The organism is Conyzicola nivalis (assembly GCF_040548875.1).
Lineage (GTDB): Bacteria > Actinomycetota > Actinomycetes > Actinomycetales > Microbacteriaceae > Conyzicola > Conyzicola nivalis_A.
On sequence record NZ_JBEPSJ010000006.1, the window covers coordinates 1 to 14,814 of the forward strand.

Genomic DNA, 14,814 nt, shown 5'->3' on the forward strand with positions numbered 1-14,814 from the left:
CCGCGCCGCCGAGACCGCCAGCTGCCGGTCCGCGACCTCGGCGTCGTCGAGGAACCTCCCCAACAGCAGCTGCCGCCGCACGTGCGGGGACAGGGTGCGCGGGTCGGGCATCGACTCCCACTCCGGCGGCGGCTCGAACGACGAACCAGACGACGAACCAGACGACGGATCGACGGTCGCAGCGCCGAAAAACGATGGGTGGAAGGACGACGGGTCGAAGGACGACGGGTCGAAGGACCACTCGTCGGGCGGAGGTTCAAAGTGCGGCTCGAACGCAGGATAGTCCGGCGGCACCGGCACCGGCCTCGGGTCATCCGCAATATCGGTGATTGTCATACCCACATTTTCCCACATTCGAACACGTGTTCGACGAAAAGGAGCGGAAACTGGGGAAAACAACCCCGCCTGTGGACAACCGTGGGAGAGGTGTCTTTGGAAACGCCGTCGGGGTCTCCGGTCACGCCGGATGCGTATCGGGCGTTCTTAGAGCCCGACCCATTCGGTCACGCCGTCGGTGAGGTGCTGCCGCTTCCAGATGGGTACGGTCTGCTTGATGATCTCGACCACGCGTTCGCAAGCGGCGAAGGCCTCGGCGCGGTGCGGTGCGGCGGAGGCGGCGACCAGTGCCGTGTCGCCGATGGCCAGAGCGCCGACCCGGTGCGCGGCCGCGATCCGGAGTCCGGTCTCGGCGGCCACGGTCGCGCACGCCTCCTCGAGGAAACGGGCGGCTTCCGGATGCGCCTGGTAGTCGAGTGCAGAGACGCTTTCGCCATGGTCGTGGTCGCGTACGATTCCGCGGAAGGTCACCAGCGCGCCGTTCTGAGGAGTGAGGACGAAGTCCTCGAGCGGGCCAGCCTCGATAGTCGACTCGGCGACGTAGGAGTAGGTGGCGGGCTCGGTGCTCGCGGCGGGCGCTTCGGCGGGCGCTTCGACAGGCTCAGCGACCGTACCAGGCTCAGCGACCGAGACCGGCTCAGCGACAGAGACCGGCTCAGCGACCGCCGCGGGGTCGACCTCAGGCATGCGGGCCTCCGCCGGAGACCTGTGCGACGAGGTGCGGCAGCAGGTCGTCGAGCACTGCGAGCCCGTCGTTCACTCCGCCGGGCGAGCCGGGAAGGTTGATGATCACGGTGTCGCGCGCGGTGCCGGCGACGGCGCGGCTGAGCGCGGCCATGGGGGTCGCAGCGAGTCCGTGCGAGCGGATCGCCTCGGCGACGCCGGGCAGCTCGCGGTCGAGCACCGCGAGCGTCGCCTCGGGAGTGCGGTCGGTGGGGCTCACGCCGGTGCCTCCCGTGGTGAGGATCACGGCGGGCGCCGTCTTGAGCACCCGCGCCATCTCGCGAGCGATCTCGGCGTCGGAGACCACGGTGAGCTCTGCGGCGTAGCCGGCGGCGGTCAGCCACTCGGCGATCACGGGCCCCGTGGTGTCTTCGCGCGTTCCGGCGGCGCCGGCGGTCGAGGCGACGATGACCGCCGCCGTGTTCGCGCGCGGCTTCGAGCGACGAGGTCGCTTCGACGGGGTCGGACGCCCTTCGACGGGCTCGGCGCCCGCAGGCCGCGTCCAGTGACCGTGTTTGCCCCCCGTCTTGTCACGCAACTGGATGTCGGTCATCGTGGCCGCGGCATCCACCGCCTTGATCATGTCGTGCAGGGTGAGTGCGGCGATCGTGACGGCCGTGAGCGCCTCCATCTCGACGCCGGTCTGGCCGGTGGTCTTCGCCGTGGCGGAGATCAGGATGGAGTCGGAGGTGAAATCGAAGTCGACCTTGACCGACGACAGTGGGATCTGGTGGCAGAGCGGGATGAGCTCGCTCGTCTTCTTCGCTCCCGAGATTCCGGCGATCCGCGCGGTCGCGAGAACGTCGGCCTTCGGCAGGTCGTCGGCGCGAACGAGCGCGATCACGTCGGGGCGGGTGACGAGCCGACCGGTCGCGGTGGCCGTGCGCTTGGTGACGATCTTGTCGCCGACGTCGACCATGCGGGCACGCCCGTCGGAATCGAGATGGGTGAGACTGCGCTCGCTCATAGCTGCAGGGTTTCCACGGCGTCGCCCGCTTTCAGATCGGTGGTGGATTCTGGGATGTCGATGAGGACATCGGATGCGGCCAGCCCGGCTACGAGATGCGAGCCCGGCCCGGCTACGACCTCCACTCTGCCACCCTCGACTGTGCGGCCGCGGAGAAACTGACGTTTGCCCGGGATGGATGCCACGTCGGCGACGAGCGTGCGCGACGTGCGGATCGCGGCCGGCAGCCCGGCCACGCGGCGAAGCAGCGGTGCGACGAATATCTCGAACGAGATCTGGGTGCTCACCGGATTGCCGGGGAAGCTGATCACGGGAACGCCCTCGAACGACCCGGTCGCCTGCGGTCCACCGGGCTGCATCGCGATGTGACCGATGCGCCCGCCGAGCGGGGTGAGCAGGTCGCGCACGACCTCGTGCTGCCCCATCGAGATTCCGCCCGAGGTGAGGATGATGTCCGCCCCCGCCGCGACCGCGACCAGGGAGTCGTGCAGCTGGTCTGCGTCGTCGGTGTCGTTGCGGATCGCGGCGACCACCTCGGCCCCGCAGGCACGCACTGCGGCGTCGAGGGCGACGCCGTTCGCGTCGTAGACCTGTCCGGCATCGGCGGTCTGGCCAGGCTCGATCAGCTCGGCGCCCGTCGTGACGATCACGACGCGCACGCGCGAGCGCACCTCCACGTCGGAGATCCCCGCGGCGGCGAGCACGGCGAGGTGACGGGACGCGAGGTGCAGCGACGCGGGAAGCAGTTCGGTTCCGGCGGTGACGTCGCTGCCACGTTCGCGCACGTATTCGCCCACGGAGCGTGGCCGGTGGATGGTGACCACGTCGTCGACGACGGTGGCGTCTTCGACCGGCACGACGGCATCCGCCCCCTCCGGCACGACGGCCCCGGTCATGATGCGCACCGTCGTGTGCGGGGCGAGCATGGCGGGCGTGCCGCGTTGCGCGGGGATCTCGCCCACGACGGGCAGCGTCGTCTCGCCCGTTTCGAGATCGGCGGCGCGCACGGCGAAGCCGTCCATCTGCGAGTTGCGGAACAGCGGCAGGTCGACGGGGGAGAGCACGGCGGATGCCGTCACGCGACCGAGCGCATCGCCGAGCGTCACGCGCTCGGTGCCGGTGGCCATCGCGCGCGCGAGGATCGACCGCACCCGCGCCGCGTGCGCGTCGACGGAGGTGTGGGCCATCAGTAGCGCGCCACGGCGGGGTCGACCTCGCGCGACCAGGCCTCGATGCCGCCGGTCAGATGCTTCGCGTGCTCGAAGCCGTGCTGCTGCAGGATGCGCAGCCCCGACTCGGAGCGCACGCCGTGGTGGCAGTAGACGACGAAGTCCTCGGCGGGGTCGAGCTTGTCGATCACGCTCTCGAGCGAGCCGAGCGGCACGAGCAGAGCGCCGGGGAGGCTCGCGATCTCGGCCTCCCAGGGCTCGCGCACGTCGAGCAGAACCACGTCGTCGCCGGCGGCGAGCGAGGCGGCCAGCTCGGTGGCCGTGACGGAGGTGGGGGTGCCTGAATCGGGAGTGGCAGAGTCGGTCATGGGTGTCTCGCTTCCGACCACGCCGCAGAAGGCGTCGTAGTCAATCAGTTCGGTAAGGGGGGCTGCAGACGGGTCGCGGTCGTAGCCGAGCTCCCGGAATCCGCCGGTGAGGGCGTCGAAGGTGGTGACCCGGCCGAGAAGGGGCTGGCCGACGCCGGTGAGCACCTTGAGCGCCTCGCCGGCCATGATCGAGCCGATGACGGCGACGACCGTCGGGAAGACGCCGCCCTGCTCGCACGACAGCACCGAGCCCGGCGGCGGCGGGCTGGGAAAGAGGTCGCGGTACTGGGGGCCGCGGGCGGCCCAGGCCAGGCCGACCTGCCCCGCGTACTGGGAGACGGCGCCCCAGACGAGCGGGATGCCGGTGATCGCCGCGGCGTCGTTGGCGAGGTAGCGGGTGGGGAAGTTGTCGCTGCCGTCGAGCACGAGGTCGTAGCCGGCGAACAGCTCGAGCGCGGTCGCCGAGGTCAGCCGCTCCGCGATCGCGGTGACGGTTGTCGCGGGGTTGATGGTGGCGACGGATGCCGCGGCGGAATCCACCTTGGCCGTGCCCACGTCGGCCTGTCCGTGCACGTACTGGCGGTGCAGGTTGCTGAGCTCGACGGAGTCGTCGTCGACGATCCCGATCGTTCCGACGCCCGCCGCAGCGAGGGCGGGGATGACGGAGCTGCCGAGTCCGCCCGCTCCGATCACGAGCACGCGGGCCTCGGCGAGCGACCTCTGGGCGCGGAGCCCGAACCCGGGCAGCGACAGCTGGCGCGAGTATCTGCCGGTGTCTGTGGTGCCGATGTCCGTCGTGCCGGAGCCTGCCGGGGTGAGCTGCATGCTCTCGATTGTGTCAGGTGCTCGGCCTTCGCGCCGACCCGCGCTCGCTCGTCGATCACGCACCCGCAATCGTGCGCAGATGCGGGTATTCTGGGGACAATTACACGAATTCACGGAGATCGGCGGGAAATTGGCGACGAGCAGCTTCCGGGTGAGCGAGACGGCGGCCCTGCTGGGCGTCAGCGACGACACGGTTCGTCGATGGGCGGATGCCGGCCGGCTCACGCTCCGGCGCGCAGACAGCGGGCCGGCGGTCATCGACGGGGTCGAGATCGCGGCGCTCGCACAGGAGCTCGCGGCGGAGTCCGCGCTCGCCACCGCCTTCCCGACGAGCAAGGCCTCGGCGCGCAACCGGCTCACCGGCATCGTGACGAAGGTGACGCGAGACGGAGTGATGGCGCAGGTCGAGCTTCAGGCCGGACCGTTTCGCATCGTGTCGCTGATGAGCCGTGAGGCGGCGGACGAACTCGGCCTGGAGCCCGGCACCCTCGCGGTAGCGAGCGCCAAGGCGACCACCGTCGTCGTCGAGCTTCAGGGGGAGTAGTGCGGGTGTCGAAGGCTCTCGCCGTGCTCGCGGGCCTCGCCGTGCTCGCCCTCGTCGGCTGCGCGGCCGGACCCGCGTCCGGGCCGGACTCGGCCGCGCCATCCGCCCCCGGTCCCGGCTCGGGCGCCGCCTCCGGCCCGATCTCCGGCACGGTCGCCGTGTTCGCGGCCGCCTCGCTCGGCGACGTGTTCGCGGCGATCGAGGAGGAGTTCACGGCGGCGCACCCCGGCGTCACCGTCGTCGTCAACTACGGAGGCAGCTCGGGCCTCGCCGAGCAGATCGTGCAGGGGGCGCCCGCCGACGTCTTCGCCGCGGCGAGCCCGGCGACGATGACCACTGTGGCCGACGCCGGCCTCGCCGCCGACCCGACCGTATTCGCCAGCAACACGCTCGAGCTGGTGGTGCCCGCCGGAAATCCGGGAACGGTCGACGGGCTCGCCGACCTGGAACGGCCCGAGCTCGCCGTGGCGCTGTGCGCGGTGGAGGTGCCGTGCGGCGCGGCCTCGGCGAAGGCGCTCGCCGCCGCGGGACTCGGCGCGAGCGTCGACACCTACGAGCAAGACGTCAAGGCGGTGCTGACCAAGGTCGAGCTGGGCGAGGTCGATGCCGGTCTGGTCTACCGCACCGATGTGCTCGCGGCGGGCGACGCCGTCGAGGGCATCCGCTTCGCCGGGGCGGATGCCGCGGTGACCGAGTATCCCATCGCGGCGATCACGGACTCGCCGAACCCGCGAGCGGCGGCTGCTTTCGTGGCGTTCGTGGTGTCCGCCAGAGGCCAGGCGCTGCTGGACGAGGCCGGTTTTGGCGCCCCGTAGGCCGCGCCGGGCGGGCTTTCTCGCCCCGGCGCTCTGGATCCCGGCCGGCATCGCCCTCGCGCTGCTCGCCCTGCCTCTCGTGGCGCTCGTCGTGCGGGCGCCGTGGGCGGACCTGCCGCAACTGCTCGCCCGCGGCGAGGTGCTGCAGGCGCTCGCCCTGTCGCTCGGCACGGCCGCGATCGCCACCGCCGTCTCGCTCGCGCTCGGCGTGCCGCTGGCCCTCGTGCTCGCCCGCTCCGCGGAGTGGAGCGCCGTACCGCGGCGACTGCTGCGCGCCCTCGTGACCGTGCCGCTCGTGCTGCCGCCCGTCGTGGGCGGCGTCGCGCTGCTGCTTCTGCTCGGACGCCGGGGCCTCGTCGGCGAGTGGCTCGACGCCTGGTTCGGGCTCACGATCCCGTTCTCCACCACAGCCGTGGTCATCGCGCAGGTCTTCGTGGCGATGCCCTTCCTGGTGCTCGCGGTAGAGGGCGCGGTGCGGGCATCCGACCGCCGTTTCGAGATCGCGGCAGCCACCCTCGGCGCCTCCCGATGGACGGTCTTCCGCCGCGTCACCCTCCCGCTCGTCGCGCCCGGAGTGAGCGCGGGGGCACTGCTCTGCTTCACCCGCGCCCTCGGCGAGTTCGGCGCCACGATCACCTTCGCGGGCAGCTTTCCCGGGGTCACGCAGACGCTGCCCATCGCCACCTACCTCGAGCTGCAGCGAGACCCGGATGCCGCGATCGCGCTGTCGCTCGTTCTGATGATCGTCTCCGTGGCCGTGCTGGTGAGCCTGCGCGACCGCTGGGTTCCGGGGCTGACGTCGTGACGGGGCCGGGCGACGCGACGGGGCAAGGCGCCGCGACGGGCCTGAGCGACGCGACGGGCCTGAGTGCCGCCTTTACCGTGCGCCGCGGCGCGTTCACGCTCGACCTCGCGCTCGACGTGGGGCCGGGCCGAACCCTGGCACTGCTCGGACCGAACGGGTCGGGCAAGTCGACGACCATCGGATGCCTCGCCGGCACCATTGCCATCGACGCGGGAGCCATCTCGGTGGCCGGTCGTGTGCTCGACGACGACGCGTCCCACGTCGAGGTCGCCGACCGGCGCATCGGCGTGGTGTTCCAGGACTACCTGCTGTTTCCGCACCTGACGGTGCGCGACAACGTGGCTTTCGGGCCGCGGGCCATGGGTCTCGGGCGGGCAGGCTCACGCGACGTCGCCGACGACCTGCTGCGACGGTTCGGTGTGCACGACCTGGCCGACCGGCGGCCAGCGCAGCTCTCCGGCGGGCAGGCGCAGCGCGTGGCCCTCGCGCGGGCCCTCGCCGTGGCGCCCGAGGTGCTGCTGCTCGACGAGCCGCTCTCGGCGCTCGACGTGGAGGTGCGCGACGATGTGCGCGAGGAGCTCGCGTCGCACCTCGAGCAGTTCGACGGAATCACGATCGTGGTGACGCACAGCCTCGAAGACGTCGTCGCCCTGGCTCGTGACGTCGTGGTGCTCGAACGCGGGGCGGTGACGCAGAGCGCTCCAGTGCGCGAGCTGGTGCGGAGCCCGGCGACGCCGTATGTGGACCGTCTGGTCGCGAGCTGGTCGGACGACTAAGCGGGTCCCGCGACGGGAGAGCGGGTCTCGACAGGCTCGACCACGGGGGCGCGACTACGGGGTGTGCGGACGACCGATGTGGCCGAGCACCGCCACGACGAGCGTGATCACGGCGGCGACCGCCATGCCGAGCCCGATGTGCACGTTGAGCAGCAGGGCGCCGACGAGCGCGCCGAGACCGATGAGCACCACGGCGCCGAGACGCCGCTTCCACTGCTGTCCGGACGCGCCGCCGAACTTCGAGTCGAAGGCGAGCCCGACGATCGTCGACGTGACGACGACGGTGGTGACGTCTTTCACACCGATGTGACGCGCGGCTCCCGCCTGCAGGCCCATCGCGAGGCCGAGCGCGCCGGTCACGGCGAGCTTGATCGGCTCGGCTGGGTCGTCGAGCACCAGCATGGGAACCGCGGCGAGCAGGATCACGACCCCGACCAGTGCGAAGAGCACGGTGCTGCGGCCCGACCAGCCGGCCGCGACGGGGCGCAGCGTGCGGCCCGCGACGAGCGCACCGAGCATAAACAGCAGGAGCGCGATGACCGGCCCGACGATGGGCAGGTCGTCGGCGCCGGCGAGGGCCATGCCGAGGATGACGACGTTGCCCGTCATGTTGCCGGTGAAGACGCGGTCGAGGCCGAGGTAGCCGACCGCGTCGATCACGCCGGTCGAGAACGTGAGGGCGAGCATCAGCCCGAGGTGCAGTCCGGCCGGGTTCGCCTGCAGTCGCTTCTTCATACATCTCCCTGAATCGTGCGCACTCAGAGAGTCGCTAGGGTTTTGAGAATACTGGAGCCAGATATCCAACAGATGACAGATATCCGACAGACGACAGGGGCCACATGGCACGCACCGCTGCACTGCAACCGGGCGAGGGGGCCATCCGCGCGGGCACGTACCTCCCGGCCGATCCCGCCTCCGTCTTCTGGGGCCGTCTACCCTGCTCGACCGACACCCCGGTGCTGACGATCGCGCCTGGCACCGAGGTGACCATCGACACGCTGAGCCACGAGGGCCTGCTCGAAGACCAGGGGAGCGACCCCGTCGCGTTCTTCGGTGGCTTCGGCGTGGCATCCGACGCCGTTCTCGACGACGCGATCCTGCTGACCGCCACGCGTTCCCGCAACCCGACCACCGACGGCCCGCACGTCGTCACCGGGCCGATCTTCGTCGAGGGCGCCGAGCCGGGCGACCTGCTCAAGGTGACTGTGCTCGAGGCGGTGCCGCGTGTGCCGTACGGCGTGATCTCGAACCGGCACGGCCGGGGCGCGCTCCCCGGCGAGTATCCCGAGGGCCTGCACAGCGTCAGCGTCTTCGCCGCCGTCGACGGCGAGCACGGGTCGCCCCAGCACGGCACCATGCCCCGGGTGCTCGGCGGCGAGCACACCGTGCGCTTCCCGCTCGCGCCGTTCCTCGGCATCATGGGCGTCGCCGTGGCGGGCGACGAACGCCCGCACTCCGTGCCGCCGGGTGCGCACGGCGGCAACATCGACATCAACCTGCTCACCGTCGGCTCGACGCTCTACCTGCCGGTGCAGGTCGCCGGCGCGCTCGCCTACGTGGGGGACCCGCACTTCGCACAGGGCGACGGCGAGGTGGCGCTCACCGCCATGGAGGCGTCGCTCCGGGTGACTCTGCGTTTCGAGATCGTCGCCGAGGCACACGCGGTCGCTGCGTTCGGCGCCATCGTCGGACCGCTAGCCGAGACGCACGAGTACCTGATCCCCACAGGGATGAGCCCCGACCTCGACGAGGCCGTGCAGAACTGCGTGCGGGCGGCGATCGGACTGCTGCAGGCGCGGTTCGGCATGGATGCGGCCCACGCCTACGCATACCTGAGCGCCGCGACCGACTTCGACATCTCCCAGGTCGTCGACCTCGTGAAGGGCGTGCACGCCCGCATCCGAGTGGCGGACTTCGAATGAGCGACGACCTGCTCGCCGCCTTCTGGCGCTACGAGGGCGCGCTGATGGCCAACGACCTCGAGACCCTCGACCGGCTGTTCGCCCCCGGCCCCGACACGCTGCGTGGCGACGCCGCCGGCATCCTGCGCGGGCACGACGCGATCAGCGCGTTCCGCAAGGGGCGCGGGGGAGCCCCGAAGCGGGAGATCGTGTCGGTCGACGTGCGGGAGATCGACGCGGATGCCGCCATGGTCGTCGCGGTCACGGCACCCATCACCGGCGGACGCGGCCAGCAGACCCAGCTATGGCGTCGCATCGACGGTGAGTGGGTCGTGTCTGTCGCCCACGTGAGCCTGCCCGCCCCGGCGGTCAACTCCACGGTCTGGCGCATCGTCGGCACCCCTCTCGTCGCCGGTGCGGACACCCCGGAGCTCGCGAGCCAGACCGTCGCCGTGAAAGACCTCTTCGACGTCGCAGGCTTCGCCGTCGGCGGCGGCGTGCCCGCCTACCTCGCCGAGTCGACCCCTGCGGCGAGGAACGCCGTGGCCGTGCAGAACCTGCTCGACACGGGCGCCAGCGTCACCGGCATCGCCCGCACCGACGAGTTCGCTTACAGCGTCGCGGGCAAGAACCCGCACTACGGCACCCCGCCTAACGGCGCCGTGCCCGGTGCCATCCCGGGCGGCTCGTCGAGCGGTCCGGCCTCGGCGGTCTCCCTCGGGCAGGCGTCGATCGGACTCGGCACCGACACCGGCGGGTCGCTGCGGGTTCCCGCCTCGTACCAGGGGCTGTGGGGACTGCGCACGACCCACGGCGCGGTCAGCTCCGAGGGGCTGCTGCCCCTCTCGCCGAGCTTCGACACGGTCGGCTGGCTCACCCGCGAGGCGTGGACGATGCGCGCGGCGGCCACCGCGTCACTCGATCTTGCGAAGCAGGTGCTGCCGCCGACGCGGCGGTACGCGGTCGCGCCCGGATTGAACGCGCAGGCCGCACCGGGCGTGCGAGCCGCGTTCGACGCGGCGATCGGAACGCTCGACAGGGCAGAGCTGCTGCCCGACCTCGCCGAGGTCGAGCTCGGCGACGCGGACGAGCTGTTCGAGATCTTCCGCTCTGTTCAGGCCGCCGAGGCCTGGGCGACACACGGCGACTGGATCGAGGCGCACCCCGGCGCGCTCGGCGACGACATCGCCGCCCGCTTCGCCGTCGCCTCGAGGATCACCGAGCACGAGGAGGCCGAGGCGCGCGTGGCGCTCGCCGCGGCGCGCATCGCGATCGAGCGCGCACTCGACGGGCGCATCCTGCTGCTGCCGTCTGCGTCGTCGATCGCTCCGTCGACGACGGCGGATGCCGCGACCATCGAGCAGACGCGGGGGAGCACTCTGCGGCTCACCTGTGTCGCCGGCATCACCGGACGCCCCGCGCTCTCGGTGCCAGCGCTCACCGTCGACGGCGCGCCCGTGGGGCTCTGCGTCGTCGGACCGAGGTTCGGCGACATCGGGGTGATCACGACGGGCGCGAAGTTCCACGCGGCGCTCGCTGGTTGAGAAATTAACCCCCGTGAAACACCTGTTCCAGTAGCCTGAACTTCTGGAACAGCTGATTCACCGGGAGCGCGCATGACCTTCGAACCGATCAACCCGCCGCAGCGACTGCTCATGGGCCCCGGTCCGATCAATGCCGACCCCCGCGTGCTGCGGGCCATGAGCGCACAGCTCGTCGGACAGTACGATCCGGCGATGACCGCCTACATGAACGAGACGATGGAGCTGTATCGCGAGGTGTTCCGCACCCGCAACCACGCCACGCTGCTCGTCGACGGCACCAGCCGCGCCGGCATCGAGTCCGCCCTCGTCTCGCTCATCGAGCCAGGCGACCGCGTGCTGGTGCCGGTCTTCGGCCGCTTCGGGCACCTCCTGCGCGAGATCGCCGAGCGCTGCGGCGCCGAGGTGCACGTGATCGAGACAGAGTGGGGCACCGTCTTCACCCCCGAGCAGATCGCCGCCGCGATCGCCGAGGTGCGGCCCAAGATCCTCGCCATCGTGCACGGCGACACGTCGACGACCCTCGCGCAGCCGCTCGAGGAGATCGGCGCCCTGTGCGCCGCGAACGACGTGATCTTCTACACGGACGCCACGGCCTCCCTCGGCGGAAACCGGTTCGAGGCCGACGCGTGGGGCGTCGACGTGGCGACCGCCGGTCTGCAGAAATGCCTCGGCGGCCCCTCCGGCAGCGCCCCGATCACCCTGTCGGCGAAGGCCGTCGAGCTGGTCGAGAAGCGCAAGAGCATCGAGGCGGGCATCCGCGTCGAGTCAGACGCGGTGTCGGCGAGCCCGATCCGCAGCAACTACTTCGACCTGAGCCAGATCCTCGACTACTGGGGCCCGAAGAGGCTCAACCACCACACCGAGGCGACCACCGCGCTCTACGGGGCGCGGGAGTGCGCACGGCTGCTCGTGAACGAGGGCCTCCCCGAGGCGGTCGAGCGGCACCGCGTGCACGGGGCGGCGATGGCCACCGGGCTCTCGGCCATGGGGCTGACCCTGTTCGGCGACCAGAAGCACAAGATGAACAACGTCGTCGGTGTGGAGATCCCCGACGGCATCGACGGCGACGGCGCGCGCGCGGCGATGCTGGGCGACTACGGCATCGAGATCGGCACATCGTTCGGGCCGCTGCACGGCAGGGTGTGGCGCATCGGCACGATGGGCTACAACGCGCGCCGCGACACGGTGCTGCTCACCCTCGCCGCGCTCGAACAGGTGCTGCGCCGCGGCGGCGTCTCGGTCACCGCGGGCAGCGGTACCGGGGCAGCACTCGACATGTACGCGTCGGAGTAGAGGAGGCACCATGAGCGAGACCGCCGCCCAACTGCTGCTCGACCGCTGCGACGAGCTCGCCGCGATCTCGAGCAACCCCGAGTTCCTCGAGCGCGTGCACCTCTCGCCCGAGCACCGGGCCGCGAACGACCTCGTCGCCGGATGGATGCGCGAGGCCGGCCTCTCCACCTGGCAGGACGCGGCCGGCAACCAGTGCGGCCGCCTCGAGGGGCGGGAGCCGGGACTCCCCGCGCTGCTGCTCGGGAGCCACATCGACACGGTGCCCGATGCCGGGCGCTACGACGGCATGCTCGGGGTGTTGCTCGCGATCGCGGTCGTCGGCCGCATCCGCGATTCTCGTCTCGACCTGCCCTTCGCGATAGAGGTCGTCGCGTTCAGCGACGAGGAGGGCACCCGCTTCGGCACCGCCCTGCTCGGCAGTCGCGCGCTCGCGGGGACCTGGGACGACGAGTGGTGGAACCTCACCGACACTGACGGCATCACCCTCTTCGAGGCCTTCCAGGACTTCGGCCTCGACCCCGCACGCCTGCCGAGCGCGTTCCGCCGCCCGGAGAACCTCGTCGGCTACCTCGAGGCGCACATCGAGCAGGGACCCTTTCTCGAGGATGCCGACCGCCGTCTCGCCGTGGTGACATCCATCGCCGGTGCGCGGCGATTCGCGCTCAGCATGGTCGGCAAGGCCGGGCACGCGGGTGGCACTCCGTTCGACCGGCGACGTGACGCGCTCGTGGCTGCGAGCGAGCTCGTGATCGAGGTGGAGCGCATCTCGAAGGAGCGCGGCGTCATCGGCACCGTCGGCCGGCTGCAGGCCTTCCCGGGCGGGGTGAACGTGATCCCGGGGCGCGTCGAGTTCAGCCTCGACCTGCGCGCCGAGTTCGACGACGACCGCGACGACTGCCTCCGCCTGCTCTTCGAGGCCGCACACGAGATCGCGGAACGCCGCGGTCTGGCCTTCCACTCGACCGAGATCTACCGCGCCGACGCCGTGCGCTGCGACTTGGGCCTGCGCGACGCGGTGACCGCCGGCATCAGGGCCACGGGCGATGAGAATCCGATGGCGTTCTGGAGCCGTGCCGGGCACGACGGTGTCGCGGTCGTGGCGGTCACGCCCATCGCGATGCTCTTCCTGCGCTGCCGGGGCGGGGTCAGCCATCATCCCGACGAGGCCGTGAAGAAGGCGGATGTCGCGGCCGCCCTCGATGCGTACGAGGCGACGGTGCGCGACCTGGTCGCGTCGCGGTCGCTGAGCCTGTCGACGTGACGCGCCCTTCGACAGGCTCAGGGACCGGCCCTTCGACAGGCTCAGGGCCCACGGTCGCTGAGCCTGTCGAAGCGCTCGCCGCCCGCATCGAGAACGCCTACCGCGAGCTCTCGCCGCAGGAGCAGCGCGCCGCCGATTTCATGCGCGACCATCTCGGCGACCTCGCCCTCTACAACGCGACCGAGGTCGCCCGCCTCAGCGGGGTCTCGAAGGCGACCGTCAGCAGGCTCTATCGCAGGCTCGGTTTCGAGAACGCCGACGCCCTGCGCGACCACGTGCGCGCTCTGCGCGCGAGCGGCACCCCGGTAGCGAGCGAGACCCCCGCGAACTTCGCCGAGCATCTCGACCGTGAGCTCGCGAACCTGCGCGCGGCTCTCTCGGGCCTCGACCTCGCGCCCGCCGCACAGCTCATCGCGGGCGCGCGCCGGGTGACCGTGGTCGGCTTCCGCAGCAGCTACCCGATCGCGCTGCACCTGCGCCAGCAGCTCGCGCAGGCGCGCGACGGTGTCGTGCTGGCGCCGCTCCCCGGCCAGTCGATCGGCGAGGAGCTGGCCGTGCTCACGCCCGACGACGTGGTCGTGCTGGTGGGATTCCGGCGTCGTCCCGAGGGCTTCGCACGGGTGCTGGCGCTGGTCGAGGCATCCGCCGCTCGCAGCATCCTGCTCACGGACCAGGCGCGGCTTCGCGGCGACATCGTCATCGCCTGCCCGGTCGAGAGCGTGACCGCCTTCGACAGTTACGCGGCCGCGGCGAGCGTGATCAGCCTGCTGGCCGGTGCCGTTCTCGGCGTGGACCTTGCCGCGGGCAGGTCGCGCATCGCGGCCATCGGCGACGCGTACCGCGGGCTTCACGAACTGGAGTGAGCGACAGCGCGTTTAGACTGCCGAGATGAGTTCCAGTCGGATTAGCCATCGGTCCGCAAGTGACATCAGCGGGTGGAACACGAGCGGTGTCGTCGTGTGGGTGCTCGTCTGGGCGGCGCTCGCGGTGATCGTGCACCTCGTCTACCTGTTCGTCGTCTTCCCGACGATCGACCGCGACATCGTCTTCTTCCTCGCGGGCAAGAACGGTGTGGGGGGTGTCAGCGTCGTGATCGACGCGTATCCCGCGGCGGTCGTCTCGACGATCGTGCTCGTCGTCGGGGTCATCGGGGCAGTCGTAGCCTTCGCGATGAACCGGGCGCTCCGCCCCGGCGCGCACACCGTCGCCGTGCGCCAGGCACGGCGCAAGGCTGCCCACACCGTCGCGGTGCTGGCGCTCGCGCTGATCGCGGGCTCGCTCGCGCTGACCGCCGGCGGGATCGTCGCGGCCGTCATCGGCGAACCGATCACCGAGCCGGGGCTCGCGGGCGGGCTGCCCGGGCTGGTGGCGGGCGCGGTGTTCATCTCCCAGCTGGTGCCACTCCTCGCGGGTAAGAAGGGGCGGCGCGCGGCGTCGTAGCCCCACGAGCCGGACGATCTGCGAGTTCCGCCCCTTCCGCGCCCGTG

16 protein-coding genes are annotated in these 14,814 nt (G+C 71.3%); 10 read left to right on the forward strand and 6 right to left on the reverse strand.

Going from position 1 to position 14,814, the window contains the following annotated elements:
• From ABIE21_RS17865 to ABIE21_RS17885, 5 genes are all read right to left on the reverse strand, one after another.
• On the reverse strand, window positions 1-336 hold a 336-nt coding region (locus ABIE21_RS17865), incomplete at its 3' end, for a hypothetical protein (RefSeq protein WP_354026209.1).
• Window positions 337-483: 147 nt separating this feature from the next.
• Window positions 484-1,023, reverse strand: coding sequence for a molybdenum cofactor biosynthesis protein MoaE (locus tag ABIE21_RS17870; protein ID WP_354026210.1), 540 nt, complete (start codon window positions 1,021-1,023; stop codon window positions 484-486).
• Window positions 1,016-2,026, reverse strand: a complete 1,011-nt coding sequence (gene moaCB, locus ABIE21_RS17875; protein WP_354026211.1) for a bifunctional molybdenum cofactor biosynthesis protein MoaC/MoaB — start codon at window positions 2,024-2,026, stop codon at window positions 1,016-1,018. The genes ABIE21_RS17870 and moaCB overlap by 8 nt, the downstream gene beginning before the upstream one ends.
• On the reverse strand, window positions 2,023-3,213 hold the full coding sequence (locus tag ABIE21_RS17880; protein ID WP_354026212.1) for a molybdopterin molybdotransferase MoeA: 1,191 nt from the start codon (window positions 3,211-3,213) through the stop codon (window positions 2,023-2,025). Before ABIE21_RS17880 ends, moaCB begins: the two co-directional genes overlap by 4 nt.
• The gene (locus ABIE21_RS17885; RefSeq protein ID WP_354026213.1) at window positions 3,213-4,388 is read right to left on the reverse strand and encodes a ThiF family adenylyltransferase; all 1,176 of its coding nucleotides are present in this window, start codon (window positions 4,386-4,388) and stop codon (window positions 3,213-3,215) included. The genes ABIE21_RS17880 and ABIE21_RS17885 overlap by 1 nt, the downstream gene beginning before the upstream one ends.
• A gap of 79 nt (window positions 4,389-4,467) precedes the next feature.
• Here ABIE21_RS17885 and ABIE21_RS17890 point away from each other — a divergent pair, with 79 nt between their 5' ends.
• From ABIE21_RS17890 to ABIE21_RS17905, 4 genes are read left to right on the forward strand one after another with little or no spacing between them, the layout of a single operon-like run.
• Window positions 4,468-4,932: a TOBE domain-containing protein gene (locus ABIE21_RS17890; RefSeq protein ID WP_354026214.1), complete on the forward strand. Its 465-nt coding sequence runs from the start codon at window positions 4,468-4,470 to the stop codon at window positions 4,930-4,932.
• A gap of 5 nt (window positions 4,933-4,937) precedes the next feature.
• Entirely contained in the window at window positions 4,938-5,747 is an 810-nt protein-coding gene (gene modA / locus ABIE21_RS17895; RefSeq protein WP_354026215.1) for a molybdate ABC transporter substrate-binding protein, read from the forward strand.
• Entirely contained in the window at window positions 5,734-6,552 is an 819-nt protein-coding gene (locus tag ABIE21_RS17900; RefSeq protein ID WP_354026216.1) for an ABC transporter permease, read from the forward strand. Before modA ends, ABIE21_RS17900 begins: the two co-directional genes overlap by 14 nt.
• Window positions 6,549-7,328: a sulfate/molybdate ABC transporter ATP-binding protein gene (locus ABIE21_RS17905; protein ID WP_354026217.1), complete on the forward strand. Its 780-nt coding sequence runs from the start codon at window positions 6,549-6,551 to the stop codon at window positions 7,326-7,328. The genes ABIE21_RS17900 and ABIE21_RS17905 overlap by 4 nt, the downstream gene beginning before the upstream one ends.
• Window positions 7,329-7,382: 54 nt before the next feature.
• On the opposite strand, the gene ABIE21_RS17910 is transcribed toward ABIE21_RS17905, so the two are convergent.
• Window positions 7,383-8,063 (reverse strand): YoaK family protein, encoded by a 681-nt coding sequence (locus tag ABIE21_RS17910; protein WP_354026218.1) that lies wholly within the window; start codon window positions 8,061-8,063, stop codon window positions 7,383-7,385.
• A gap of 104 nt (window positions 8,064-8,167) precedes the next feature.
• Between ABIE21_RS17910 and ABIE21_RS17915 the strand changes: the two genes are divergently transcribed.
• The 6 genes from ABIE21_RS17915 to ABIE21_RS17940 all read left to right on the forward strand — a co-directional run bounded on the left by ABIE21_RS17915 (window position 8,168) and on the right by ABIE21_RS17940 (window position 14,767).
• Window positions 8,168-9,250, forward strand: a complete 1,083-nt coding sequence (locus tag ABIE21_RS17915; protein ID WP_354026219.1) for an acetamidase/formamidase family protein — start codon at window positions 8,168-8,170, stop codon at window positions 9,248-9,250.
• Entirely contained in the window at window positions 9,247-10,773 is a 1,527-nt protein-coding gene (locus tag ABIE21_RS17920; RefSeq protein WP_354026220.1) for an AtzH-like domain-containing protein, read from the forward strand. The genes ABIE21_RS17915 and ABIE21_RS17920 overlap by 4 nt, the downstream gene beginning before the upstream one ends.
• 72 nt (window positions 10,774-10,845) lie before the next feature.
• Entirely contained in the window at window positions 10,846-12,066 is a 1,221-nt protein-coding gene (locus tag ABIE21_RS17925; RefSeq protein ID WP_354026221.1) for a pyridoxal-phosphate-dependent aminotransferase family protein, read from the forward strand.
• Window positions 12,067-12,076: 10 nt separating this feature from the next.
• On the forward strand, window positions 12,077-13,327 hold the full coding sequence (locus tag ABIE21_RS17930; RefSeq protein ID WP_354026222.1) for an allantoate amidohydrolase: 1,251 nt from the start codon (window positions 12,077-12,079) through the stop codon (window positions 13,325-13,327).
• A complete protein-coding gene (locus ABIE21_RS17935) occupies window positions 13,324-14,190 on the forward strand; it encodes a MurR/RpiR family transcriptional regulator (protein ID WP_354026223.1) in 867 nt (288 codons plus the stop codon). The genes ABIE21_RS17930 and ABIE21_RS17935 overlap by 4 nt, the downstream gene beginning before the upstream one ends.
• Before the next feature lie 25 nt (window positions 14,191-14,215).
• Window positions 14,216-14,767 carry a hypothetical protein gene (locus ABIE21_RS17940; RefSeq protein ID WP_354026224.1) on the forward strand — a complete coding sequence of 184 codons (552 nt, stop codon included), beginning with the start codon at window positions 14,216-14,218 and terminating at the stop codon, window positions 14,765-14,767.
• Window positions 14,768-14,814: the final 47 nt, after the last annotated feature.

Excerpts from the sequence above, each read along its gene's own strand:
- ABIE21_RS17910 (WP_354026218.1), bottom strand. The coding sequence starts at position 8,063 with ATGAAGAAGCGACTGCAGGCGAACCCGGCCGGACTGCACCTCGGGCTG.
- moaCB (WP_354026211.1), bottom strand. The coding sequence starts at position 2,026 with ATGAGCGAGCGCAGTCTCACCCATCTCGATTCCGACGGGCGTGCCCGC.
- ABIE21_RS17880 (WP_354026212.1), bottom strand. The coding sequence starts at position 3,213 with ATGGCCCACACCTCCGTCGACGCGCACGCGGCGCGGGTGCGGTCGATC.
- ABIE21_RS17940 (WP_354026224.1), top strand. The coding sequence starts at position 14,216 with ATGAGTTCCAGTCGGATTAGCCATCGGTCCGCAAGTGACATCAGCGGG.
- ABIE21_RS17930 (WP_354026222.1), top strand. The coding sequence starts at position 12,077 with ATGAGCGAGACCGCCGCCCAACTGCTGCTCGACCGCTGCGACGAGCTC.
- ABIE21_RS17890 (WP_354026214.1), top strand. The coding sequence starts at position 4,468 with ATGCGGGTATTCTGGGGACAATTACACGAATTCACGGAGATCGGCGGG.
- ABIE21_RS17920 (WP_354026220.1), top strand. The coding sequence starts at position 9,247 with ATGAGCGACGACCTGCTCGCCGCCTTCTGGCGCTACGAGGGCGCGCTG.
- ABIE21_RS17925 (WP_354026221.1), top strand. The coding sequence starts at position 10,846 with ATGACCTTCGAACCGATCAACCCGCCGCAGCGACTGCTCATGGGCCCC.
- ABIE21_RS17885 (WP_354026213.1), bottom strand. The coding sequence starts at position 4,388 with ATGCAGCTCACCCCGGCAGGCTCCGGCACGACGGACATCGGCACCACA.
- ABIE21_RS17915 (WP_354026219.1), top strand. The coding sequence starts at position 8,168 with ATGGCACGCACCGCTGCACTGCAACCGGGCGAGGGGGCCATCCGCGCG.
- ABIE21_RS17870 (WP_354026210.1), bottom strand. The coding sequence starts at position 1,023 with ATGCCTGAGGTCGACCCCGCGGCGGTCGCTGAGCCGGTCTCTGTCGCT.